This is a genomic window from Natrinema pallidum DSM 3751 (assembly GCF_000337615.1).
Taxonomy (GTDB): domain Archaea; phylum Halobacteriota; class Halobacteria; order Halobacteriales; family Natrialbaceae; genus Natrinema; species Natrinema pallidum.
Genome location: NZ_AOII01000084.1, coordinates 1 through 22,667, shown reverse-complemented (window position 1 = coordinate 22,667; position 22,667 = coordinate 1). Strand labels below are relative to the sequence as shown.

The 22,667-nt window shown below is 64.8% G+C and carries 21 protein-coding genes and 2 pseudogenes; 8 read left to right on the top strand and 15 right to left on the bottom strand.

The window, feature by feature from the left end; translation table 11 throughout:
* Positions 1–140: 140 nt before the first annotated feature.
* Together C487_RS13435 and C487_RS13430 are read left to right on the top strand one after the other, a co-directional pair.
* On the top strand, positions 141–1,013 hold the full coding sequence (locus tag C487_RS13435; RefSeq protein ID WP_006186337.1) for an aminotransferase class IV: 873 nt from the start codon (positions 141–143) through the stop codon (positions 1,011–1,013).
* A gap of 174 nt (positions 1,014–1,187) precedes the next feature.
* Positions 1,188–1,634: pseudogene (locus C487_RS13430) on the top strand (Rieske (2Fe-2S) protein).
* Here C487_RS13430 and C487_RS13425 read toward each other — a convergent pair.
* Positions 1,631–1,999: a DUF7344 domain-containing protein gene (locus tag C487_RS13425; protein WP_049908162.1), complete on the bottom strand. Its 369-nt coding sequence runs from the start codon at positions 1,997–1,999 to the stop codon at positions 1,631–1,633. The pseudogene C487_RS13430 and the gene C487_RS13425 sit on opposite strands and share 4 nt — an antisense overlap.
* A gap of 191 nt (positions 2,000–2,190) precedes the next feature.
* Positions 2,191–2,481: a transcriptional regulator gene (locus C487_RS13420; RefSeq protein WP_006186335.1), complete on the bottom strand. Its 291-nt coding sequence runs from the start codon at positions 2,479–2,481 to the stop codon at positions 2,191–2,193.
* A 149-nt stretch (positions 2,482–2,630) separates the two neighbouring features.
* On the opposite strand from C487_RS13420, the gene C487_RS13415 reads away from it, so the two are divergent.
* Positions 2,631–3,605, top strand: a complete 975-nt coding sequence (locus tag C487_RS13415; protein WP_006186334.1) for a sugar phosphate nucleotidyltransferase — start codon at positions 2,631–2,633, stop codon at positions 3,603–3,605.
* Positions 3,606–3,688: 83 nt separating this feature from the next.
* On the opposite strand, the gene C487_RS13410 is transcribed toward C487_RS13415, so the two are convergent.
* The 3 genes from C487_RS13410 to sppA form a co-directional block, all read right to left on the bottom strand.
* Positions 3,689–4,414 carry a diphthine--ammonia ligase gene (locus C487_RS13410; protein ID WP_006186333.1) on the bottom strand — a complete coding sequence of 242 codons (726 nt, stop codon included), beginning with the start codon at positions 4,412–4,414 and terminating at the stop codon, positions 3,689–3,691.
* A gap of 49 nt (positions 4,415–4,463) precedes the next feature.
* Entirely contained in the window at positions 4,464–5,762 is a 1,299-nt protein-coding gene (locus C487_RS13405) for a DUF373 family protein (protein WP_049908161.1), read from the bottom strand.
* 153 nt (positions 5,763–5,915) lie between these two features.
* Positions 5,916–6,911: a signal peptide peptidase SppA gene (gene sppA / locus C487_RS13400; protein ID WP_006186331.1), complete on the bottom strand. Its 996-nt coding sequence runs from the start codon at positions 6,909–6,911 to the stop codon at positions 5,916–5,918.
* A gap of 592 nt (positions 6,912–7,503) precedes the next feature.
* Between sppA and C487_RS13395 the strand changes: the two genes are divergently transcribed.
* Positions 7,504–7,953, top strand: coding sequence for a hypothetical protein (locus tag C487_RS13395; protein WP_238705302.1), 450 nt, complete (start codon positions 7,504–7,506; stop codon positions 7,951–7,953).
* Between the two features lie 968 nt (positions 7,954–8,921).
* Positions 8,922–9,248, top strand: a complete 327-nt coding sequence (locus C487_RS13390; protein WP_006186328.1) for a TRAM domain-containing protein — start codon at positions 8,922–8,924, stop codon at positions 9,246–9,248.
* A 64-nt stretch (positions 9,249–9,312) separates the two neighbouring features.
* Here the strand turns inward: C487_RS13390 and C487_RS21725 are convergent, their stop codons facing one another.
* The 5 genes from C487_RS21725 to C487_RS13370 form a co-directional block, all read right to left on the bottom strand.
* Positions 9,313–9,438 (bottom strand): hypothetical protein, encoded by a 126-nt coding sequence (locus tag C487_RS21725; RefSeq protein ID WP_006186327.1) that lies wholly within the window; start codon positions 9,436–9,438, stop codon positions 9,313–9,315.
* Between the two features lie 227 nt (positions 9,439–9,665).
* Positions 9,666–10,058 (bottom strand): helix-turn-helix transcriptional regulator, encoded by a 393-nt coding sequence (locus C487_RS13385; RefSeq protein WP_006186326.1) that lies wholly within the window; start codon positions 10,056–10,058, stop codon positions 9,666–9,668.
* 217 nt (positions 10,059–10,275) lie between these two features.
* Positions 10,276–11,082 carry a 5'/3'-nucleotidase SurE gene (surE, locus tag C487_RS13380; RefSeq protein WP_006186325.1) on the bottom strand — a complete coding sequence of 269 codons (807 nt, stop codon included), beginning with the start codon at positions 11,080–11,082 and terminating at the stop codon, positions 10,276–10,278.
* Positions 11,083–11,133: 51 nt separating this feature from the next.
* Positions 11,134–12,696 carry a small ribosomal subunit Rsm22 family protein gene (locus C487_RS13375; protein ID WP_006186324.1) on the bottom strand — a complete coding sequence of 521 codons (1,563 nt, stop codon included), beginning with the start codon at positions 12,694–12,696 and terminating at the stop codon, positions 11,134–11,136.
* Positions 12,693–13,472: a prephenate dehydrogenase/arogenate dehydrogenase family protein gene (locus tag C487_RS13370; protein ID WP_006186323.1), complete on the bottom strand. Its 780-nt coding sequence runs from the start codon at positions 13,470–13,472 to the stop codon at positions 12,693–12,695. Before C487_RS13370 ends, C487_RS13375 begins: the two co-directional genes overlap by 4 nt.
* 135 nt (positions 13,473–13,607) lie before the next feature.
* On the opposite strand from C487_RS13370, the gene C487_RS13365 reads away from it, so the two are divergent.
* Both C487_RS13365 and C487_RS13360 read left to right on the top strand, forming a co-directional pair.
* Positions 13,608–14,342 (top strand): histidine kinase N-terminal 7TM domain-containing protein, encoded by a 735-nt coding sequence (locus C487_RS13365; RefSeq protein ID WP_006186322.1) that lies wholly within the window; start codon positions 13,608–13,610, stop codon positions 14,340–14,342.
* Between the two features lie 74 nt (positions 14,343–14,416).
* Complete coding sequence (locus C487_RS13360) at positions 14,417–15,481, top strand: NAD(P)/FAD-dependent oxidoreductase (RefSeq protein ID WP_006186321.1); 1,065 nt, start codon at positions 14,417–14,419, stop codon at positions 15,479–15,481.
* A 7-nt stretch (positions 15,482–15,488) separates the two neighbouring features.
* On the opposite strand, the pseudogene trkA reads toward C487_RS13360, so the two are convergent.
* The 5 genes and pseudogenes from trkA to C487_RS13335 form a co-directional block, all read right to left on the bottom strand.
* A pseudogene (trkA, locus tag C487_RS13355) lies at positions 15,489–16,830 on the bottom strand (Trk system potassium transporter TrkA).
* 223 nt (positions 16,831–17,053) lie between these two features.
* Positions 17,054–17,575 (bottom strand): SRPBCC family protein, encoded by a 522-nt coding sequence (locus C487_RS13350; protein WP_049908160.1) that lies wholly within the window; start codon positions 17,573–17,575, stop codon positions 17,054–17,056.
* Between the two features lie 148 nt (positions 17,576–17,723).
* A complete protein-coding gene (gene mtnP, locus C487_RS13345) occupies positions 17,724–18,578 on the bottom strand; it encodes an S-methyl-5'-thioadenosine phosphorylase (protein ID WP_006186319.1) in 855 nt (284 codons plus the stop codon).
* A 124-nt stretch (positions 18,579–18,702) separates the two neighbouring features.
* Positions 18,703–19,431, bottom strand: a complete 729-nt coding sequence (locus tag C487_RS13340) for a sporulation protein (RefSeq protein WP_006186318.1) — start codon at positions 19,429–19,431, stop codon at positions 18,703–18,705.
* A 140-nt stretch (positions 19,432–19,571) separates the two neighbouring features.
* Complete coding sequence (locus C487_RS13335; RefSeq protein WP_006186317.1) at positions 19,572–20,270, bottom strand: phosphoribosyltransferase; 699 nt, start codon at positions 20,268–20,270, stop codon at positions 19,572–19,574.
* Between the two features lie 137 nt (positions 20,271–20,407).
* On the opposite strand from C487_RS13335, the gene thiC reads away from it, so the two are divergent.
* On the top strand, positions 20,408–21,853 hold the full coding sequence (thiC, locus tag C487_RS13330) for a phosphomethylpyrimidine synthase ThiC (protein WP_006186316.1): 1,446 nt from the start codon (positions 20,408–20,410) through the stop codon (positions 21,851–21,853).
* Positions 21,854–22,667 lie beyond the last annotated feature (814 nt).

Genomic DNA, 22,667 nt, shown 5'->3' with positions numbered 1-22,667 from the left:
TTGATATATTCGACCTCTATAAGGAATGTAATAGCTGTAACGCGGCGGCGGCCGTGACGATCCCGGACACTCTCGAGGAGCAGTGGGTTCATACACCTCCGAGTGCCACGACGAGATGACCGCGACTCGAGTGCCCTGCCATGACCGACGACTACATTTACCACGTCGACGGCGATCTCGTCCCCGCCAGCGAGGCGACCGTCAGCGTCGACGACCGGGGCTTTCGCTACGGCGACGCCGCCTTCGAGACGCTGCGAGCCTACGGCGGGACGATCCTCGCGTGGGACGCCCATCTCGAGCGCCTCGAGCGCACCTGCGAGGCGCTCTCGCTCGAGCACGGGCTGTCGGCTGCGGACCTCCGCGGCCGGATCGACGAGACGCTCGCGGCGAACGACCTCGCCGACGCCTACGTTCGGCTCTCGATCACCCGCGGCGTCCAGCCGGGAAAACTCACGCCCCAGCCCGACGTCGAGCCGACGGTCGTAATCTACGTGAAACCGCTGCCGCGGGGCGGACTCGAGGGCGACCCCGTCTGGGACGGCCCGGCGACGGTCGAAACCGTCGCGACGCGACGGGTGCCGGACGCGTCGATCCCCGCCGCCGCCAAGACCCACAACTACCTGAACGGTATTCTCGCGCGCGTCGAACTCGCGGCCGACAGCGACGAGGCGCTGCTGTGCGATCTCGAGGGCCGGATCGCCGAGGGTGCGACGAGCAACCTGTGTTTCGTCCGCGACGACGTGATCCACACACCGACGACCGACGGTCCGGTGTTGCCGGGGATCACCCGCGATATCGTGCTCGAACTGGCTCGCGAGGCCGGGATGCCGGTCCGCGAAGGGCGATACGAGCCGGCCGACGTGCTCGAGGCTGACGAAGCGTTTCTCACGAATCGAACCTGGGAACTACGCCCGATCGCGACGCTCGATGGACGGGCGATCGGCGGCGGTCCCGTGACGGACCGGCTGGCGGGCCTGTACGACGACCGCGTCGAGAACCTGTGCTACGAGTGACGCGCCCTCGATGATATGCGCGACAGCCGAGACTCCCGCCTCGTGTAGCCATAGGATCGGTACATGAGACGGGGGTCCATCGGTGGCGGAAGTCGGAAACGGGGTGCAAGTTAGTCAGACGGTTGCTCGCGGCGGTCGTAACGTTCAGGATGTCCGACCGGTAATCGGCGCGTAATGAATGCAGGACGGATCACGGCGCTTGCGGACGTGCCAGACGACTCGACGTTCCTCTTTCGTGTCGTCGACGACTCGGGCGACGAACGGGAAGCGATTCTCGTCGCCGACGGGACGGCGACGACGGACGGTGACGACCCGAACGCCGACGGAATCGCCTGTTGATTGAACTACTGTCAGCATCTCACGCACATCAAACTCGATAAGGGCTCGGGTGCACCGATGCGAGACGGTGAACTCGTCTGTGCGAACCACGGTGCGTACTTCGCGGCCGACTCCGGACGCTGTACCTTCGGCCCCTGCGAGGGAGCGTACCTCACCGATCTCGAGATCACCGTCTCGGACGGCGATGTCTACCTGACCGACGCGGACTACGAGTTCGTCGGTCCCGGACCGCTCGAGAGCGACGATCTCGACCGAGCGTCGACCTCGAACGTGGAGTTCTAGACCGCGTCCGGGGCGACCAGATCCCGCTCCTGATCGTACTCGAGCAGGCCGGCGTCGACGAGCCGCGGCAGGTGGTCGTGGTAGAGTGAGAGATACACCTCTCTGACCCGCTCGGCCGGGATGTTCGTCACCTTGCGCCCCGTTTCGCGGACGGCGACTTCCTCGGCCGCGTCCGGCAGCGTCAGTTCCTCGCCGTAGGTCCGCATGACGGTAAGCAACAGGCGGCGACGCTGGTCGGCCAGGAGAGCGAATGCGCCGTCGAGCGACTCGGTCGAGGCGTCGACCCCGTCGTGCCCGTCGAGCCAGTCGAGCACTGCCTGTACGGACTCGACGCAGTCACGCTCGGGGTGGGATCTGGAAGTCATATGTGCTCCGTAGGGCTCGAGTCGAACGGCCGCGGCGATGAACACGGACGACGGTCGCCGTCGAACGACCGCGTCGCCGCCGTTCGCTCGAGAGTTCGTATCGGGTTCTCACCTGCACCATAAATATTAGTATCGGATTGGAGACTGAATAATCGAGGGTGCTGACAGTCCGTCGACGATGACCGTCCGGTTCACTCGATGGTAAACGTCGGCTCGCCGACGGACTCGCTCTTACAGTCGGGACATCGCGAGGGGAGGTTCAACAGGTCGTCGTAGTCGTCGAACCCGCAGTCCCGACAGGTCGGCGGCGCGACGAGCAGCCGTTCGTCCGTTCCGTCGACCGACTGGGAGACGTGTTCGACGTGCCGGACCACCGCGTGCGGCGTGAGATCGAACTGGGTCGCGAGTTCGCTCGGCGTCGCCGGCTCGGCACGGAGCGCGTCGGCGAGCTTCTGTCGCGTCGTTTCGTCGGCCTGGCGCATACGTTGGGTCACGCGGGTCTCGTACTTATACTCACGGCAGTACGTCCGTTGGTCCGACAGCTGCGTCGCGATTCGGCGACCGGGCCGGATCGCGATACGAACTCACTGAAAGGGCAAGTAACTTACCGGCACCAAATGAAGTCAGGGTCATGAAGGCCGTCGTCCTTGCAGGCGGGTACGCGACGCGAATGTGGCCAATTACCAAGCATCGGCCCAAGATGTTCCTCCCGATCGGTGAGTCGACTGTCATCGATCGGATCTTTTCGGAACTCGAGGCTGACGACCGGATCGAGGAGGTTTACGTCAGCACGAACGAGCGGTTCGCGCCCGACTTCGAGGCTCATCTCGCCGACAGCGAGTTCGAGAAGCCGCAGCTATCGATCGAAGAGACGACCGAGGAAGACGACAAGTTCGGTGTCGTCGGTGCCCTAGCCCAACTGATCGACCGCGAGAACGTCGACGACGACCTGCTGGTCATCGCTGGCGACAACCTGATCAGCTTCGACATCGACGAGTTCCTCGACGAATTCGAACGACGAGTGGCCCCCACGCTCGCCGCCTACGACGTTGGCTCCCGCGAGAAAGCGACATCTTACGGGCTCGTCGAACTCGAGGGCGACCGCGTCGTCGACTTCCAGGAGAAACCCGACGATCCGAAGAGCACGCTCGTTTCGATCGCCTGCTATGCGTTCCCCCAGGATTCGCTGTCCCTCCTCCCGACCTATCTCGAGGACGGCAACAACCCCGACGAGCCCGGCTGGTTCGTCCAGTGGCTCCAGAACCGCGAAGATACCTACGCCTTCACGTTCGAGGGCGCGTGGTTCGATATCGGCACTCCCGAGAGCTACCTCGACGCCGTCGCCTGGCATCTGGACGGTGACTCGCTGGTCGCCGACTCCGCGACGCTCGAAGACGCCACGATCGGCGAGAACGTCCACGTCATGGACGGCGTAACTCTGGCAGATACCGATCTCGAGCACACGGTCATCTTCCCGGACGCGACGGTACGCAACGGCGACATTCGGCGCTCGATCATCGATCAGGGGACCCACATCGAGGAGCTCGACCTCGCGGGAGCGCTCATCGGTGCCCACACGACGATCACCAACGGCTCGGACCGGTAACTGCTCCTTCGAAGAGCGGCTCGAGCCGGCCGATCTGCTCGGACGTGACTCGCTGGAAGCCGTGACGAACGCCGCGAGAGCCGTTATTCCAGTCGTGCGTTCGTGACCCGCACCCGTCCCCGCGTCCCCGCCCACTCCGTCTCGTACTCGAGGGCGATCCGCCGGTCCATGTGCGGTCCGTCCACGACGAACGTCTCGAACTCGCCGCCCTCGCCCAGAATGTGGACGCCGTACTCCTCGTGGAGGGTCTCGAGTTCGTCGATCGCGTCCCGGTCGAGCGTTCGCCCGAGCCACGACTCGTCGAGGCCGTGGGCCGCGACCTGAATGATTTCGATCTCGAACCCGGCCGCGAGCATCGCGTCGGCCAGGTCACGTGGGGGTTCCTGCCAGAGCGGAGCGAACAGGTCACAGTCGAGGCGATCACACAGCCCTCGAATGCGACTCGTCTGATACTCGCTCTCGACGGCTCCGGCCGTGAGACCGGCGATACCGTCCGCGAGATCGCGATCGAGTTCCGCAAGCGCGGCCTCGAGTGGCTCGAGTTCGGCGTCGCCCTGTGCGCCCGAATCGGTGGCCGCGTCGGCCTCGAAGTCCGCGGGTTCGACATCCAGCAGTTCGATACCGATGCTCTCGGCTGCCAGCGCGGCCAGTTCCGTTTCGGGAACGTGATACATGTACGAGTCGCCCGCGGGGTGGACAGTGACCAGCCGCTCGACCGGCAGCCCCGCCTCGAGAGCGCGGTACAGCGCCCATGCGGAGTCCTTGCCGCCCGAAAAGAGACTCACCCACGCACCGTCTGCGTCGCTCATAGTCGGTGGTCGCTCGGCGCGGGTAAATGAATACCGTGTCAGGGACGGGTCACCGATCTCGATCGCCGCTGCCCGGGTCCGCGTTCGCGTCTCCCCCGTCCGTGAGTTCGGGGTCGCGCCGCTCCGGGATCGCGTCGGTTCCGGCCTCAGATTCGCGGTCGCCGTTCGTGTCCGCCTGCCCGCCGTTGGCGAGTGCCGTCTCCGAACCGCCGTCGCCCCGTTCGGCGGCCTCGTTCGAGCCGCTAAGGGAGGCCGCAACACGCGCCCCGACGAGGCTCACGAGGATCGCGGTGACGACGAACAGGGCGAGTCGTTCGCCCGCGGCCAGCACGAACCGCTTGTTGGAGACGATGCCGAACTCGTTCGCGGGAACGACGACGGGATCGATCACCGCCTGTTGCTCGAGGAAGTACGCCGAGAACCCGCGGACGACCAGGGCGACGGCGAGGACGATAAACGGGAGATTGAGAAAGGAACTCCGGATCGGCTCGTCACCGATCGCCTCGTCGAGCAGTCGGCCGGCGCTGGCGGTCAGCGCGGCCATCGCCAGCCAAGGAATGCTATCGAAGGCGAACCGCGTCGCCGGAATCACCACCCCCGGCGTCTCGCCGAGGTTCGAGACGCTGAGCGCGCCGACGAACAGGCCGACGAACGTCAGTCCCGCGGCGACGACGTAGGTGACGACCGACACTTGCCCGGAGTACAGCGACTCCTGGGTCTGCCGGGCCGCTCGAGCCAGGAGTTCGTCGACGTTGAACCCCTTGTAGAGCAGGAAGAGGCCGATGACGGTGGTGATCGCGGCCGCACCCTGTGCAGGGCCGACCGTCGTCGCGAGCAGCGGGAAGACCAGCAGGGTCAACCCGATCGGAACGAGGACGGTCTGTCGCAGTTCCTCGTCGGCGAGGAACTGCTTGAGCAGGTAGTAGGTCGATTCGATGTCGCGGGCCTGCCGGACGACGACTCGATCGACGGAGTCGACCCGGACGCGGCTCTCGACGATCGGGATCAGCCGTTCGTCCTCCGCGCTGTCGGTCACCACGACCGCCGACTCCGGGTCGTACTCGGCGATGAGCTCGTCCAGTTGCTCGGCGACCGCTCGATCGGCCGACACCATCGACTCGTGGTCCCCCGAGACGACCGCGACGACGACCTCCTCGTTTTCGTCGCGTAAGTTCTGGGCGACCCGGAGCGACTCGAGCAAGGTGTTGACCCCCGAGTCCTCCGGGTCCGCGAGGCCGACATCGGTCACGAGCGCGCGGACTGCCTCCCAGCCGACGACGGGCGACCGAAGACCGGTCTTGCGGCCGACATCGTCGGTCCGGTCGAGACAGACGACCAGCGTTGTCACGGTAGGCGATGCATTCTGTGCGACGATAAAACCACTTACTCGTTCGGAGACGGTCGCGGCGATATCCGGTCCGAACTCGCTCGACCGGCGAACGGTGCTCACACCGGCCGCGGGGACCGTAGCGACCGCGGCGACCCCGCGAGCGCGTCGAAATCAGCTCCGCAGTCGGAACCCGCGCCCGTCGCCGAGGCCGGCGATTCCGGCACCGAAGGCGTACGCGACTTGCTGGGCTCCCGCGCCGACGCGGGCCATCAGCGGCCGTTCGGGCTCGAACTCCTCGACGGCCACCTCGTCGGTGTCGAGGCGGTCGGCGAGTTCGGCCTCGATCTCCCGACGGGTGCCGAGATGGTCGACCAGGTCCATCTCGTGGGCCTCCTCGCCGAGGTAGATCCGGGCCTCGGTGTCCCGGACGAACTCGGCGTCCAGATCCCGGCCGTCGCTGACCCGCTCGACGAAAGTGTCGTAGTAGTCGTCGATCAAGCCCTGGAGGTACTCGCGTTCCTCGTCCTCGAGTTCCTTCAGCGGCGTGCCGGCGTCCTTGAACTCGCCGGCGGCGAACCGCTCGTAGGAGAGGCCGACCTTCTCGGCGAGGTCGCTGGCATTGACTCGAGAGCCGATGACACCGATCGAGCCGACGATCGACCCCTCGCGCGCCCACAACTCGTCGCAACCGCTGGCGATCCAGTAGCCCCCGCTGGCACAGACATCGGTCGCGTAGGCGACGGTCGGCCCGTCGAACCGCTCGGCCGCGAGGCGGATGTCGTCGCTGGGGACGACCTCGCCACCGGGCGTGTTCAGCTTCACGAGGAGCGCCCGCACGCTCTCGTCCTCGTTCGCGCGATCGATCTGCTCGACGACGTCGTCGGCCGGCGTCGCGCCCGGCGTCGTGGGGAGCGGCCCGCCACCGCCGTCTCGGCTGATCGGACCCTCGACGGCGACTTCGGCGACGTCGTAGGTCGGATACAGCGAATCGGCGGCGTTGCTCGCAAACCGCAGACCGACGAGAACGGCCGCGAGCGCGACCAGCACACCCAACAGGTCCGTCAGCGTCTCGGGGTAGACGATGAACAGGGCGATTGCGACCACCGCGGAGGCGAGCCCACCGAGGGTGACCGTCAGAAGTCGATTCATCCCGCCGCTACTGACCACGGACAACACCTCGAGTCATACCGATATCTGGGAGCGGGTCCCGTTAAGCGTTGACGTTCCGAAAGAAAACGTGTTAGATAGTATAAACTAACGGCGAACAGATTACTAATCGATGGGCCGTCGAAGGAGAGGACGACTCGTCGCAGGCAGCGGGCTGTTCGTCCTCGGAGCGTCTGCTCCCATCACCAGTCGATTCGGGAGAATCGAGACGAATACGGACGTTCTCCTCGTCGCGGCCGGTCTCGGAGCGGTCGGTGCCGTCACCGAGTGCGTGGGAGAGCACGATACGACGGGGGACATTATAGTAGCAACTGAAAGTCAATGCACACCTGATCGCACGACGGCGTTGCGATCAGTGTGTCAATCATTTCAGTTGCTACTATAGCTGCAGTTAGCGGAGGGATCATCGGTGTACTCGTTTCCAGCGGCGGTGCTCTCGCTGAGTAGGTCTGCGAACATCATTCCAACCAACTCTATGACCTGCTCACTTCTCGAACTGCGCTAACTAGACGGTGCCGAATCAGCGTATCTGAATACCATCTATTAGTTTGGCACAAGATTTAATAGTTATATTGTAGTATATCTAATTGGAATGGGTCGAGATAATATAACCAGACGTAGTGTCGTTCGTAACATCACTGCCGCTGCAGTGGGAGTAGCGGGTATCTCCGGAGTAGTAGCAGCAGACGAATCTTCCGAGGATGAGGAATCCGTCAAGCCGACAGGCACGGAGTCCTTCGCAATCCGATTCGAAACGGAACCTGACGACGGTACTCTCACCTACGAAGTGACTGTGCCTGATGAAGATGCAACGTTGAATAACGTTGAGAATGGTATTCTCGGCAACGATGATGTCACCAGGAACAACGGCGAAACCACCGTTGAAGGCACTGTCAAGGGTCAGAGCCCGTACTACGACGAGATTCAGTTCGACACTGAAGACGGAAACCGACCGGCTGGTGACGAGTGGTGGAAGGCAGATGCCGGGTTGCAAGTCGAACTAGACACACCTGCTGGCTCCGAAATCCTTCAGGAGGGGTAGAAGCACAACAGAGTCCGGGGATAATCCGAATCATACCCAAATACCCACATTTTCTCACCATTATTGTAAATCAATCTCTTCATCTACCTGTTCCTATGTTTTTGGCAGCTTCATCCTGACGACGCTTTCTAGTGGCCTTTCTCGGACGATAGTATGACATTTTATATAGTTTTGATCGGCAGGTACTCAGCGGATTCTCACACCGAGAGTTCCTATTGACTCGAGACTGCCTGTTCAACCCTGCTGTGCTTCGTGGACACCACGAGAGGCTACCGGTAATAGAGGTCTCCGCCTCTCTCGTAGTAAGCCAATCAGATGTCGGCTCGGGTTGTCCAGCAGTATCATGCCGACGATATGCGTTCAATAACCATAATACAGATTAAATACTTTCAAGGCATACGTTATGTCCTATCGGGCAATATTAAAGTGGTAGATTACTCTCCCTCAGACAGGGACATGCGTGTACTTTATACGCCGAGTATATGCTGGATGGCGGTTGTTTAGAACCAATCGACTCGACAAGCCACGTCATCGCTATCCGGTCCGCCAGTTCTTCACCGAGATACAACAGGTGGCCGGTCGAGAACTTTCGGCCGACACGACCCTCGAGATCAAACGGGTCCCCGAAGCGGTCGCTCGCGTTCCGTACGTTGAAACGGAACTGGTATGCGATCGTCCGGTGAACGGATGAGAGCGGGACCTTTTCGATGACTCCGACCCCGATAAAACTATGACGAGGCGTGGGAGGGAGACGCTGAATCGCTATCCGAGGGGGATCGACGGTGTCCTGCGTCCCGAAAGCAACAGTTCCGAAACGGAATCGGACACGTTCGCCCGCCGCTTCATTTCGGCACCGGATGTCGCGTGAGCTGAGGCGAACTGCACGGCGACACTGCAGTCCTCATCGGCCGCGGCCGTGACGGCGAGCCAGCGGCACCCTTTTACGAAGCAATCGCATCGATGGCGACGTGGGACGCTATCAGCCGGGGACACACGACTCGTTCATCAAGTGCGAGACGCCCCGATGCGGGGCGAACAACGCGCCGGAAGGGACAGCGGAGTACGACACCGAGTGCTGGCGATGCGGTGATCCCCTGGGCGGAAAGCCCGAAATCGGCGACGAGGTCTCCGTCGACATCGTCGACCGGCAGTCCGACGGTACGCTCGTCTGTAAGACCGAAAGCGGCTTCGTCCTCTTTCTCGAGGCGGACATCGCGGCGATCGAGGCTACGGTTCGCGTGACCACCGTCGAGGAGACCCATGGGGAAGCGGATCTCGTCGAACCCGGATCGTAAGCCCGCCCGCGGAGAACCGGTCGCTCATCGGCCGACTCGAGTCGGTCGAACGACGGCCCGGGAGTTAGAACAGACCTCTGAGGAGTACCAGGGCCACCCCGGAGAGGACGATAAAACTGAGGAAGCCGATGAAGATCAGTCCCGCCTGCCGTCCGGTGAGCGATTCGCCGTCGAGGAATTCGTCGTCCATAGGCGGTGATCGTAATTCGATCGCTTAAACGTGATGGTCCGTTTAGCGAAACGGCCGTGGCGAGTCGAGGGCTCGTGGGTGACGCGAGCGGGGACCTGGGCGTCTTCGAGCGTGAGACCATCGGAGCCGGGAGTGGCGGGGCGGGGTCCCAGTCGGCAGCCGCTCGAGCACGAACCCAGGAGCGGGAGCGGGAAATCGGTCCCGATCGTCGGACACGGAGCAGCGAATTATTCGTTGAGATGGCCGCGATACCCCTTGGGTTCGAACCCGCGCCGGCAGATCACGCGCTTGCGGCCGACGGTGATCGCGCTGATCTGATCGTCCGCTTCCATGCGGTCGATGACGTCCTCGAGCCGCTCCGGCGACCAGCCGGTTTCCTCGCGGACGGTCGATTGATCGACGCGGCCGCCGCGTTTGACGAGCAGTCTGAGAACCTTGTCCTCGTCGGGGAGATCGCGTTCGTCGACGCCGTACTCGATTTCTTCGGCGTAGCTTAATGTTTCGTCCTCGGATTCCTCGCTCGATTCCGCCGTGGCCGTCGTGGACTCGTCCGATTGGGAGTCGTCGGTCGACCCGCTCCAGAGAGACGACAGCCGAGCCCAGAGTGTATTGAATACCATCTATGGATCACGCTCCGTTGGGACTACCGCAGCTTGAACGCCCACCTACCTTGATTTTATGTTTTGTACGGATCATGAGTGATTTCCGTCGAGTACGGTGTGACTATCGTGACGGCCCCGTCGTCGAATAGCGACCCCCTTGCGACCCGCAAGTCAGTTATCACTTTCGGCGACCGACAGGCTCGCCGACCAACCCGGCTCGAGCGACCGCGCCCCGTCATCGATCAGCCGGTGCGACGGCGTCGTGGTAGGCGTCGGCGAGTGCAGCGAGGGCTTCGTGGTGGTTCGTCGTGTGAGGGGCGGTCAGCGGCGAGACGCTAATGCGGCCCTCGACGACGGCGCGGCGATCCGTGCCGGCGGGATCGGGGAGCGAATCGGGGTCCATGTCGTCCCAGACGCGGTCGTGAAGCGTGACGTGGGCCCCGTCGCGTTCGGCGTCCATCTCGTAGCGCTTCGAGGGGCGCGTGATCTCGATCGGCGCGGGATCGCCGTCGGGCAGCGGCACGTTGACGTTGAGATAGGCCGCGTGATCGAAAACGCCCGCCTCGAGCGCGTTTTCGGCGAGATACGAGGTGATGCGCGCGGCTTCGGCGTACTCCGCGGCGGTCACGTCGACCTCCTTGAAGGGAGTGTCGTCGACGGGGACGTACAGCGACGTGGCGATCGCGGGCACGTCGAAAAACGCGGCCTCGACGGCCGCGCTGATCGTGCCCGATCGGCCGAGAACGTACTCCCCGAGGTTCGCACCCTTGTTACAGCCCGCGACGACCAGATCGGGATACGGGCCGAGTTCGGCGAGGCCGGCGACGACGCAGTCGGCGGGCGTCCCGTGGACCGCATACCCCAGCCCGCGCTCGTCGACCTCGACTTCGTGGGAGAGCGACCGACCGCAGGCGCTCCGGTCGTCGGCCGGAGCGACGACGGTCACGTTGGCGTGCTCGGAAAGGGCGTCGTACAATGCCCTGATACCGGTGCTATCGATCCCGTCGTCGTTGGTCAACAGGATCTCGCAGTCGTCGCTCATGTCACCCCGGTTGGCCGGCGGCGCGAAAAGCCCACCGCTTCCGGGCGCGACTCAGGCGATCCGGTCGACGATCGTCTCCTCGTCGACGACCAGGTTGTACGCTCCTTCGTCGTCGTTCCAGAGCGCGAGGACGCCCTCGAACGAGCAGACGTCGCCGTAATCGGCCTCGAGCAGCGGTCGGTTGAGCGCCGTCTCCTTCGTGACGACGGCGTAATGGTCGGTGTCCTCGCTGCCGTCGCTGATCTTGAACAGGGGGTTCGACCGCCCGCTCCCGCGACCGCCGTTCCCGTCGCCGTCGCTCAGCGATCGGCTGAGTTTCGCCGCGACGAGGTCGATCCGCTCGGTGACGTGGCGTTCCATCTCGGCCATCTGCGCCCACTCGCTGGTCTCGAGTCGCATGTCGATCCGTCGCCGGCCGTCGAGACGCAACTGTGCGTAGGAAAATTGGACATCGACGTTGACGAACTCGCCGGGCGCGTGATCGTCGCCGTCCGGGGTCGCCTCGTCGAGGCGGCGCTGGAACGCCGGGACCTCGAGTTCGGGTCGGACGTCGAACGACCACCCGCGATCCGAGGGCCGTTCGCCGGGCCAGAGCCGCACCGTGGGACCGTAGACCGTGACTTCGCCGCGGCGGTACGTCTCCGCGTCCCCGCCGCCCTCGGCGTCGAAATCCACGGCCGCCCGCTCCCAGAGCCGCTCGTCTTCGAGGTCGCGTTCCACCTCGCGCAGGCCGACGCTGGTGTTCTTGTCCGCGGGTGCCATCGCGAGGACGGTACCCGTCGGCGCGAGCGTTTCGAGGGCCGACCGCGCGACGGCGACGGGGTCCTCGAGTTCGCTCAGGACGTTACAGGCGAGGATCAGATCGAAGCCGTCGTCGGGCGCGGTGGGATCGAACCCGTCGTCGCTTCCGTCACCGCTGCCGGCCGCGCTCGGATCGAACGCCTCCGCGGTCGTCCGGTGGATCGTCGGGTGGACGTTCCGTCCCGTCTCGGCGAGCAACGCCTCGAGTACGTCCGCGGCGGCGCTCGGCTCGACCGCGTGATACTCGAGCAGGGCGTCGTCGGGCAGATAGTCGCAGAGCCCGAGCGCGGGGCCGCCGACGCCCGCACCGAGATCGAGGATCCGGAGGGTACGGTCGAGCAAGCCGCGGTCCGCGAGGTCGTCGAGCGCGTACTGGATCGCCGCGTAGTAGCCCGGCAGGTGATAGATCGCGTAGCCGGCCGCGACGTCGTCGTCGTAGTCGACGGACCGGCCGTCGAGATAGTCGGCCTTGAAGCGGCGGATCGTCGACCGGAGCAGGTCTCCGGACGCGCCGGTTTCCCAGTCGGGGCCGTACCGCTCGACGAGCAGGTCCTCGAGTCGGCGCTCGTACTCGGCGGGGAGGCGTTCGACCGGCCCCCGGCGCGGCCGCACCGGGTCGTCGTCGACGGGGACGAACGTGCCGTCGTCCCGTTCGATCAGCCCGAGGGCGGCGGCCTCCTCACGGAGGTGCTGTCGGACGACCGCGGGATGCGGGTTCCCCGTCACGTACTCGCAGATCTCGTCGGGATCGATCGGTCGGACGTTGCGCAGGTACTTCGCGTTCGATCGAATGGATTCGCGTTGCTCGCTCACTCGGTGTCACCCCGGGTATCGTGTCGCTCGTCGTCGCGTCGCTCCTGCCAGCCCGTTGTCGCCTCTCGGTACAGCGACTCGAGATCGTCGGCGTCGGCGGCGGCGACCGCCGCGGCCGCGTCGGCGACCGCGTCCGCACCGTCGAACGTCGCCTGAATGTCGGCGTAGACCCGCGGCGTGCCACCGGTCACCCGTTCGACGAGTCCGCGCAACCCCTCGTAGATCGGGGTTTCGAACTCCGGCGGAACCGACTCCGCGGCCAGCGCAAAGGAGAGAACCGCGGCGTGGGCCGCTGCCTGGACCGACTCCATGGCCTCGTCGTGTTCCGCGGCGGTCGTCTCGACCAATGCGTTCCCACGCGACTCGAGGGTCGCGAGAAGGGCGTCGGTCACGGGCCCCGATCGATCGCGAACGACGGCGATCGACCCGGGTGCCCGCTCGGGCGCGAAAAGCGGATGCAGGCTCATGCGTTCCGGATCGGGTGCGTGACGTGCCATCGCCTCGACTGCGGGTTCCATGACGCCCGAGACATCGATGATCGCTTGCTCGGCCCGCCCGGCCTGCTCCCCGATCGCGTCGGCGACGTGGGTCATCGGTACCGCGAGGCAGACGACATCGTACGTCGTTCCACCCTCGAGAGCGGCGACGTCACCGCCGACCGCATCGGCCGCGGCCGCCGCCGCGTCCGGATCGAGGTCGGCGAACGAGACCGGAGCGTCGACGGCCCCCCCGAACCATGTCCCCATCGACCCCGCGCCGACGATCAATACGTCCATCGCCCGCTCCTACCTGCCGACGTTGCAAAAGCCGTTCGATCGACCGACTCGAGTGAGCCATCGATCGCGGGCGACGGTCGGGCAGTGGTGACTGTCTGCCAGAATATACAAGTCAATGCCACTGAGACAGGGAGTATGAACTTCGCCCAGTTGATACCAGTGCTGCTCGCAACTGGGGCTGTACTCGTCGTCCTGACGACGTATCCATATCTGGCGACCGCGATCGCCTATCGGGACCGCGATAACGGCCTCTCGTATATCGTCTTCCTGATGGGCGTCGCGGTCTGGAACGGCTTGTTCGCCGCACAGGTAATCGACCCGCGCCCGATCGTGAAAGGGTTCTTCTTCAGCATCGCGACGCTGGGTGCCATCCTGGCCGGGGTCGGCTGGTTGCTGTTCGCCAGTACGGCGAGTAGCACGCCGCTGTTGCCCTATCAGGGGGTGGTCTATCGGCTCGTGGCGCTACTGGCCGGTCTCGAGATCGCGCTCGCGATCACCAACCCGGCACACGCACTGTACTGGGAGATCGCCAGCAGTGCACCCGATATCCCGGCATTTACGATCATCGAACCGAACGTCGGCTACTGGCTGCATACGGCGTTCCTCGTCGCGCTGTTCGGAGCGGGGACGATTCTCTTCGGCCTCGCGTGGCAACGCGGGACCGACGTCCGGTACACGCGCAGTTACGCCATGGTCGGGGCCGCGACGACCGCGGCGATCGTCGGCAGCAACGTCCTCGTCGCCGGGACGGCCTCGGTCGCACCGCTGGTCGCCGGCTCCCTGACGACGATCGGCTGGGTGCAAGCCCAACAGAAACGGTATCTCCAACTGCCGCGACCGTACCGGTGGATCGGGGACCTTCTCGAGTGACTGCACGCGCCGGCCGCCGAAATCCGGTTGGCACAGCCCACGACGTTTCATAGTTCGAGCCCCAACCGTTTCCTATGGTACGAGTCGGGATCGTCGGTGCGGGGGCGGCCGCCGTGGCCGCGACCGCGACCCTCGATGACGCCGCGACCGAGACGGAGATAACGGTACTCGAGAAATCCCGCGGGCTCTGCGGCCGAGCTGCGACGAGACGGCGGGACGGAATCGTCTACGACTACGGCGCGAACTACGTGAAAAACGACGACGAGCGGGTAGTCGACCTGCTGACCGAGACCCTGGATACCGATGGGCTGGTCGACATCACGCCACCGGTCTGGACCTTCGATAGTGACGGGACCGTCTCCGAGGGGGACGACCGCGGCGGGCGGAAGTGGACCTACCGGCGGGGGCTGACCCAGATCGCAAAGCGGCTGTTCGCGCGGACCGACGCGACCGTCGAACGGGAGACCCGCGTCGAGACGGTGATCAGACCCGACGAGGGCGATGGTGGAAGCGACGCCGGCGACTGGTACCTAGCGGATGCCGACGGCAATCGTTGGGGTCCCTTCGACGTCATCCTCCTGAACCCGCCGGCACCCCAGACCGTCGATCTGCTTCGCTCGGCCGAGTGGGACGCCGACGTACGCGACCGCCTTGCCGAGGCCATCGACGCCGTCCCCTTCCGGACGATCTGGACCGGCGTCTTCCACTACCCGTTCGAACTCGACCGGCCCTACTACGCGCTCGTCAATACGGACAAGGAACACGATATCGGCTGGATCGGCCGCGAGGAGTGCAAACCCGGCCACGTCCCCGACGGCGAATCGCTGCTGATCGTCCAGGCGAACCACGAGTGGTCGGTCGATCACTACGACGAGCCCCACGAACGGAACCGCGAGCGGCTCGCGGCGCTGGCCGCCGACCTGCTCGGCGACGAGCGGGTGTACGAACCGGACTGGACCGACCACCAGGGGTGGCGGCACGCCTTGCCCGAGGACGGCGTCGCCCGCGATCCCCTCCAACTGGCCGAGGCCGAGGGGCTGTACTGCCTCGGCGACTGGGTTGCCGGTGACGCCAGGCTTCACGCGGCGCTCCGAAACGGCCTCGAGGTCGGCGACCGGATCGTAGACCGCGTTCACTGAGCCGGCGCTACACCGCCGACGTGACGGTGTCTATCACCGCAGTATCGACGAAGACGACCACGTGGTCGCCGCCCGCGACGACCGTCTCGCCGCGGGGCGTGATCAGCCTCCCCGCACGGCCGATCGCCCCGACGACGACGCCGTCCGGAAGATCGGCCATCGCGTCCTGAATCCGCCGCTCGAAGAGCACGCTCTCGTCGTCGACCTCGATCTCGAGGACCTCGGCGCGGTCGGACTCGAGCATCGCGACGTTTTCAGTCCGCTGCTCGCGTGTAAACCGGGTGATCTCCTCGGAGGTGACGAGTCGGGGGTTGACGGCGACATCGACGCCGACCGTCTCGAAGAGGTCGACGTACTCGCCGGACTCGACGAGTCCGATGGTTCGTTCGACCCCGATCCGCTTCGCCAACAGGGAGACGAGCAGGTTCTTTTCGTCGCTATCGAGGGCGGCAACGACGATGTCGGACTCGTCGACGTGCTCCCGGACGAGAAAGTCGATGTCGGTCGCGTCGCTCTGGAGGACCATCGTTCCCGGGAGGTGCTCGGCCAGTTCCCGCGCCCGCCTGGGGTCCCGTTCGACCAGTCGCGGCTCGAGCCCTTCGGCTTCGAAGAGTCGGGCCGTCTGATAGCCGATCTCGGTCCCGCCGACGATGACGATCNATCTCGTTTGCATCCTCGAGCGTCGGCTCGGGCGTCAGCGATCCCGCGAAGGCGCGGACGCTCTCCCGCGACCCGATGACGACGACGGCATCCCCCGCCTCGATGACGGTGTCCCCTTGTGGGATGACGATATCGTCGTCGCGAAGCAACGCGGCGAAGGTCAGCGACTCGAACCGATCGGCTTCGGACACCGTCTCGCCGGCGATGGGGCTGTCCGATTCGATTTCGAACTCGGCCATCTGGACGAGATCGTCGGCGAAGGTTTCGACGTCGTGTGCGCCGGGTAAGCCGGCGATTCGGACGATCGTTTCGGCGGTCTGCAAGTCCGTACAGACCATGAAATCGATACCGAACGCACCCCGCGATTGCTCCCAGGTGCGCAGCAGGTTCGTCTTCTTGACGCGGGCGATCGTGAACGGCTCACCGACGGCCTTCGCCGCCCCGCAGACGACGATGTTGGTCTCGTCGACGTCGGTGCTCGCGATCACCAGATCCGCGTCCGCGATGCCGGCCTCCCGCAGCGTCTCGATCGAGGTGCCGTCGCCCCGAATCGCCAACACGTCGTAGGCATACGTGATCGCGTCGATACGATCGGGGTCCGTATCGATGACGACCACGTTGTGGTCGTCGTCGAGGCTCGCGGCGATGTTCGATCCGACTTCGCCCGCACCGACGACGATCACGCGCATCGGAGCCTCACCTGCGGTGCGCGCTGTCTCGAGTCGGACCGGAGTCCGCACATATCCGCAGTATCGGTCGCGAGCAGTAAGTGAGTTCGGCCTGATTCGGGACGCAGGTCCCGATCGCCGGGGTGATCCACACGGGGACGGGACGTACTTCACCGGGCAGCCGCGAGCGAAGCGCCCCGTGAGCAGAACAGCGGTGAGCGAACGCGAGGCGGCAAAGGGTCGGTCACGGCATCTCGTGTACCGTCAACTCCACGTCTCGCTGACGGCCCTCGATGTCCGCAACCAGCCGCTCGACGACCGCGCGGGCCTCGCCGAGCAGTTTGGGCTGGACTTTCTCGACGACCCAGTCCAGCGAGACGAACCGCGGGAGCGAGATGGCGTTCGTGTCGGCCGAATGCGGGTCGTACATCGCCTCGAAGTAGATCCGGCTCGCCGTCTCCGCGTCCGACGGCGCGGACTCCGGCTCCGGTTCGACGCGCCACTCGCCACGGGCGTCGATGTCGTTGACCAACCGCCACGTCAGCGATCTGGGGGCGGAAACGTCGGTAACCCGCGATCGGGCGGTGTAGCTGAGCTTCCACCACGCCAACTCGAGGTCGTAGACGGAGCCGGCGTCGCCGTTGCCATCGACCCGAACCGCTTTCAGGTGTTCCGTGTACCGCGGGTAGTCGGTAAAGGACCGAACGTACGGGAAGACCTCCTCGGGCGACCGGTGAGCGAGCGTACTGAGGAGAATTCTATCCACACCGGTCGTACGACGGGTCCGAAAGTAAGGATTGTCATACTCTCGCTCGGAGTCGACCGGCGTCGCCTCGTCACCGGCCGCGCTCGTTCGCGAGCGACGACGGCCCGCGTCGATCACGGCCGCGACACCGCTTCACGTCGGGGACTCGCTACAGGTAGTCGCCGGCCAGTAGGTCGACGCGCTCCCTGGTCGCCTCGGGGATCGATTCCGGCGGCGTGTTGATCGTCCCCTCGAGCGCGTTCCAGGCCTCGCTCTCGAAGTCGTCGGGCATCGTTCGGATGGCACGTTCGACGACCGCGTTGATCGCATCCCGGTTGGCCGCCGCGTTCTCGAGGACCTCGTCCAGCGTGACTTCGCTGTCCGCCTTCCAGACGTCGTAGTCGGTGACGCCAGCGACGGTGGCGTAGCTCAGTTCGGCCTCGCGGGCGAGTTTGGCCTCCGGGATGGCGGTCATCCCGACGATGTCCCAGCCCTGTTCGCGGTAGAACTCGCTCTCGGCGCGGGTGGAGTACTGGGGGCCTTCGATGCAGACGTAGGTGCCGTCCGTCTGGACGGGCGTGTCGTCGGTCGCCTCGCGGGCCGATTCGGCGAGGTGAGCCGCCATCTCGGGACAGTAGGGGTCGGCAAAGCCCATGTGGACGACCATGCCGTCGCCGAAGAAGGACGGCGAGCGGTGCTTCGTGCGGTCGAATATCTGGTCGGGAACGACCAGCGTCCGCGGCGGCAGGTCCTCGCGTAGACTCCCGACTGCGTTCGTGGCGATGACGCGGTCGACGCCGACCGACTTGAGCGCGTAGATGTTCGCGCGGTAAGCCGCGTCGGTCGGCGGATGCTGGTGGTCCGCCCCGTGGCGCGGGAGAAAGGCGACGTCCCGACCGCCGAGTTCGCCGAGGGTGACCGCCTCGCTCGGTTCGCCGTACGGCGTCGAGACCTCCGTTTTGCGGGTGTTCCCGAGTGGTAGTGCCTCGTAGATACCGCTCCCGCCGATCACGCCGATCGTCATGCACTGGTCTCGTCGGACCAGCGTCGTAAACGGTCTGGTTTGCTCTCCGTATCGGTGCGACTGCTCGAGTCCGGTGGCCGGCACAGAGCCGCGGGGACGCGAGTCGGCGTTCGAACTGCCGAGCTTAGCAATTACGCTCGATCGCCGTTCGCAACCGCTCCTCGAGATCAGCTTCGGTACCGGCTCGCAGTGAGAGACGCTCGTGGCGCTCGTCGGCATCGAACTGTTCCGCAAGCAGGCCGCCGCGGCGGTCGACCTCGAGCAACAGCTCGAAGCCGTCGTCCGCCGGGAGGGGGACGATTTCCAGTTCGTCGAGGTCGCCCGCGAAGGGACCCGAGCGGGGGACGAACTCGAACTCCTGGACGAAGCGGTGATCGGAGAACAGCGATTCCGTCGCCTCGCACTGTGCCGTCCGGAGCACGAAGCCGAGCGAGTCGACGGCGTCGAACAACGCCCGACGGAGCGGATCGGGCTCGATCTCGAGGGCGTCGCGGTCGTCCGGGTCGACCGCCCAATCGATGTCGAGGCCGGTGTCGAGCCAGACGCTCGTCGTCCCCATCGTGACGGGCGTGTGGACCGGAACGTCGATCGACACGGTTCGGGTCCGCTCCTCGTCGGGCTCGATGGTAAACGAGTCGCCCACGCGGACCGTCTCGATCTTCGCCGTTCTCGTGCTCTCGTCGGTTTTGTACTGCGTCGCGAGCGCGAAGTAGATGCCGTCGATTTCCTGTGTGTCGTTGCCGCCGGTGATGTCGACGCGCGCATCGACCGACTCGCCCGCCGTGAGCGTCGTCGGTAGGACCGTATCGACCGTCGCGGCACCGATACCGAGGCTGGATAGTACGCCTTTCATACGACGGGAATGTCACAACCGTCGCGTATATATTTGTCTCGGTGACACCACCGGACGGACACCGTCACGACGACTGCTGCCGGTCGGACGGCATCGACCGGCTCGCACCGATACGGAACTGCTGACGCTGACTCCGTGCGTTAGTCGGCCGTAAGCGCCCACTCGTCGGTGCCGACCGACTCGAGGACCTCGCGCCGTTCCATCTCGGCGAGAACTTCGGACAGCCGATCCGGCTGGGCGATCTCCATCTCGATGCGCTCGATGCCGTGGTGTTCGCTGAGGAAGTGACGGAGCGCTTCGATCGTGAAGGTCTCCTGGTCCGCCTTTTCCATCGCACTGGTGATCAGATCGACCATGTCCTCGATGAAGTTCCACGGGTAGACGACCCAGGTCCACTCCTCGAGTCGTTCGCCGACGTAGTCGGGCCGGAACTCGCTGGTCCCCAACAGTTGGAGGGTCGCGGTCCGGACCTCGCCGGCGTCGCGGTCGTCGACGTACTCGTAGGCCCGTTGGATCGAGCCGCCGGTGTCGGCGATGTCGTCGATGATGAGCACGTCCTTACCTTTGACGCTGCCCTCGGGCATCGGGTAGCGGACGGTCGGCTCGCCGGCCTTCTCGGCGGTGCCGACGTAGTGTTCCATCTTCAGGCTCGTCAGGTCGTCCAGCCCAAGGAAGTCACAGAGACAGCGGCCGGCGAACCAGCCACCGCGGGCGAGCGCGACGACGACGTCGGGCTCGAACTCGTCGTCGCGAATGTCGTCACTGACGTCCCGACACAGGCCGTAAATGTACTCCCAGTTGGTTATGGTACAGTCGAAATCGTCCGGTAGATCGGACATCTGATGGCCACCTACCCGGTGACTCGAGCGCGGCCCCCTTAAGTTGGCTGAAACGGGCCGCGTCGGTGGCGGGAGCCCCCGTCGACTCGGACGGAGCCGATACTGATTTATAATTTAGTAATACAACCTAGTTATCGATGGCGCAGACCCAGATCCAGGCCGCCCGCGAGGGAACGGTGACGCCCGAAATGGAACGCATCGCCGAGCGAGAGAACCGCACGCCGGAGTTCGTCCGCGAGCAGGTCGCAGCGGGACAGGCGGTCATTCCGGCAAACAAGCACCACGACGCGCTCGACGCGATGATTATCGGTCGGGAGTTCGCGACGAAAGTCAACGCCAACATCGGCAACAGCGAGACGACCAGCGACCTCGAGACGGAACTCGAGAAACTCCACACCGCGGTCCACTACGGCGCGGACACCGTGATGGACCTCGGCACCGGCAGCGATCTCGACGAGATTCGGGAGGCGCATATCGCCCACTCGCCGGTGCCGCTTGGGACGGTGCCGCTGTACGAGGCCGTCAAGCAGGCGGGCAGTCCCGAGGCTATCACGAAAGACCTGCTGCTCGAGGTCGTCGAGAAGCAGGCCAAACAGGGAGTCGACTACATGACGATTCACGCCGGCATCCTCGCCGAACACCTGCCGTTGACCGACGGCCGGAAGACCGGGATCGTCTCGCGGGGCGGCTCGATCATGGCCAAGTGGATGGAGGAACACGGCGAACAGAACCCGTTCTATCAGGTCTTCCACGACATCTGTGAGATCTTCGCCGAGCATGATGTCACCTTCAGCCTCGGGGACAGTCTCCGGCCCGGCTGTCTGGCTGACGCCTGCGACGAGGCACAGTACGCCGAACTCGACACGCTGGGCGAACTGACCCGCATCGGCTGGGACCACGGCGTCCAGGTGATGGTCGAGGGACCGGGCCACGTTCCGATGCACAAGGTCGCCGAGAACGTCGAGCGCCAGCAGGAGGTCTGCGACGGCGCGCCCTTCTACGTGCTCGGACCGCTGGTGACCGACATCGCGCCGGGCTACGACCACATCACCAGCGCCATCGGGGCCGCGATGGCAGCCCAGGCCGGTGCCGCGATGCTGTGCTACGTCACGCCGAAGGAACACCTCGGCCTTCCCGAGGAGGAAGACGTTCGCGACGGCCTCGCAGCATATCGGATCGCCGCCCACGCCGCCGACGTGGGCACCGAACGCCCCGGCGCGCGCGACTGGGACGATGCCCTTTCCGAAGCGCGCTACGAGTTCGACTGGCGCGAACAGTTCGACCTCGCGCTCGATCCCGACCGCGCACGCTCGTTCCACGACCAGACCCTGCCCGGCGATAACTACAAAGAGGCCCGCTTTTGCTCGATGTGCGGTGCCGAATTCTGCTCGATGCGGATCGATCAGGACGCCCGCGAGGACGGCGAGATGCAAGCGATCGAAGGCAAGGCGCGGACCGACCTCGAGTCCTCGCCGGCCGCGGAGGTCAACCGGCCGCCCGTGGGAACCCACGAGTCGGGCGAGTTACCGCCGATGGCCGACGACGAGGGCGGTGACCCGCTCGAGAAACCGGCCGACGAATAACTCGCTCAGTCCCCGCCGATCGTCCGATCTGTCTCGGTACCGTTACGTGGGTGGCAGGTCAGTGGGACGGTCGATAGTCGAGAAGTTCCAAAACGAGGACTCGGCACCCCGACGGTCAAGTCAGATAGTTCCGACACGACTGGAGTACCCCGTGACGAGGTCGACGCAGCGATCCGTGTCACCGGTGGAAACGTCGAACGGGAAGTACAGGTCCTTGGGATGGGAATTAAGACACAGTATCCATAGTAGTAACTGCACAGCGGTTTACACACCGATCGCAACGCCCTCGCGCGATCAGGTATGCAATGACTGTCTGTTGCTACGATAGCCGTTCCCGACGGCGAATTCACGCATGTCACCGACGCGGCTGACGGACCGCACGGTCAGCGAGTACACTGCCATCGCATCTGCCATCTGAAAACCGTGGATTGTCATACCTTCGTCCGGCGAGACGACGCTGTCGTCCACTCGCACCAGCATATGACTGGAAATCAGTAACCGGACGGGTCGTTTCCTCGATAGAACTCACATACCAACCCGTTTTGCTACTTTTCGGGCAGCGACGTCTACGCCGGTCGTAACTGAAACGATGATGACGGCGACTGGAAACACAGCGTAGGGGAACCCAACTAGAACATCCGACTCACCACCTGTGCCCAGTAGTCCCCAAAACGTGACCACAGTTACAGCGAACAATCCAACTAACGCGCCCACGTTTCCACGGGTGAGCGTGTCATAGAATCCAACTCATAGCTTGAGCATCTCACGTCCTGGATCGTGTCCTCGCTCGTAGTTGGTGATTGCAATGACGATC

Bases quoted from the DNA above. Each gene is read 5' to 3' on its own strand.
- C487_RS21725 (WP_006186327.1), bottom strand. From the start codon at position 9,438: ATGGACGACGAATTCCTCGACGGCGAATCGCTCACCGGACGGCAGGCG.
- C487_RS13420 (WP_006186335.1), bottom strand. From the start codon at position 2,481: ATGCGCCAGGCCGACGAAACGACGCGACAGAAGCTCGCCGACGCGCTC.
- C487_RS13395 (WP_238705302.1), top strand. From the start codon at position 7,504: ATGGGTCGAGATAATATAACCAGACGTAGTGTCGTTCGTAACATCACT.
- C487_RS13340 (WP_006186318.1), bottom strand. From the start codon at position 19,431: ATGAAAGGCGTACTATCCAGCCTCGGTATCGGTGCCGCGACGGTCGAT.
- C487_RS13415 (WP_006186334.1), top strand. From the start codon at position 2,631: ATGAAGGCCGTCGTCCTTGCAGGCGGGTACGCGACGCGAATGTGGCCA.
- C487_RS13365 (WP_006186322.1), top strand. From the start codon at position 13,608: ATGAACTTCGCCCAGTTGATACCAGTGCTGCTCGCAACTGGGGCTGTA.
- surE (WP_006186325.1), bottom strand. From the start codon at position 11,082: ATGAGCGACGACTGCGAGATCCTGTTGACCAACGACGACGGGATCGAT.
- C487_RS13370 (WP_006186323.1), bottom strand. From the start codon at position 13,472: ATGGACGTATTGATCGTCGGCGCGGGGTCGATGGGGACATGGTTCGGG.
- C487_RS13335 (WP_006186317.1), bottom strand. From the start codon at position 20,270: ATGTCCGATCTACCGGACGATTTCGACTGTACCATAACCAACTGGGAG.
- thiC (WP_006186316.1), top strand. From the start codon at position 20,408: ATGGCGCAGACCCAGATCCAGGCCGCCCGCGAGGGAACGGTGACGCCC.
- C487_RS13425 (WP_049908162.1), bottom strand. From the start codon at position 1,999: ATGACTTCCAGATCCCACCCCGAGCGTGACTGCGTCGAGTCCGTACAG.
- mtnP (WP_006186319.1), bottom strand. From the start codon at position 18,578: ATGACGATCGGCGTGATCGGCGGGAGCGGTATCTACGAGGCACTACCA.
- C487_RS13385 (WP_006186326.1), bottom strand. From the start codon at position 10,058: ATGGTATTCAATACACTCTGGGCTCGGCTGTCGTCTCTCTGGAGCGGG.
- C487_RS13410 (WP_006186333.1), bottom strand. From the start codon at position 4,414: ATGAGCGACGCAGACGGTGCGTGGGTGAGTCTCTTTTCGGGCGGCAAG.
- C487_RS13360 (WP_006186321.1), top strand. From the start codon at position 14,417: ATGGTACGAGTCGGGATCGTCGGTGCGGGGGCGGCCGCCGTGGCCGCG.
- C487_RS13435 (WP_006186337.1), top strand. From the start codon at position 141: ATGACCGACGACTACATTTACCACGTCGACGGCGATCTCGTCCCCGCC.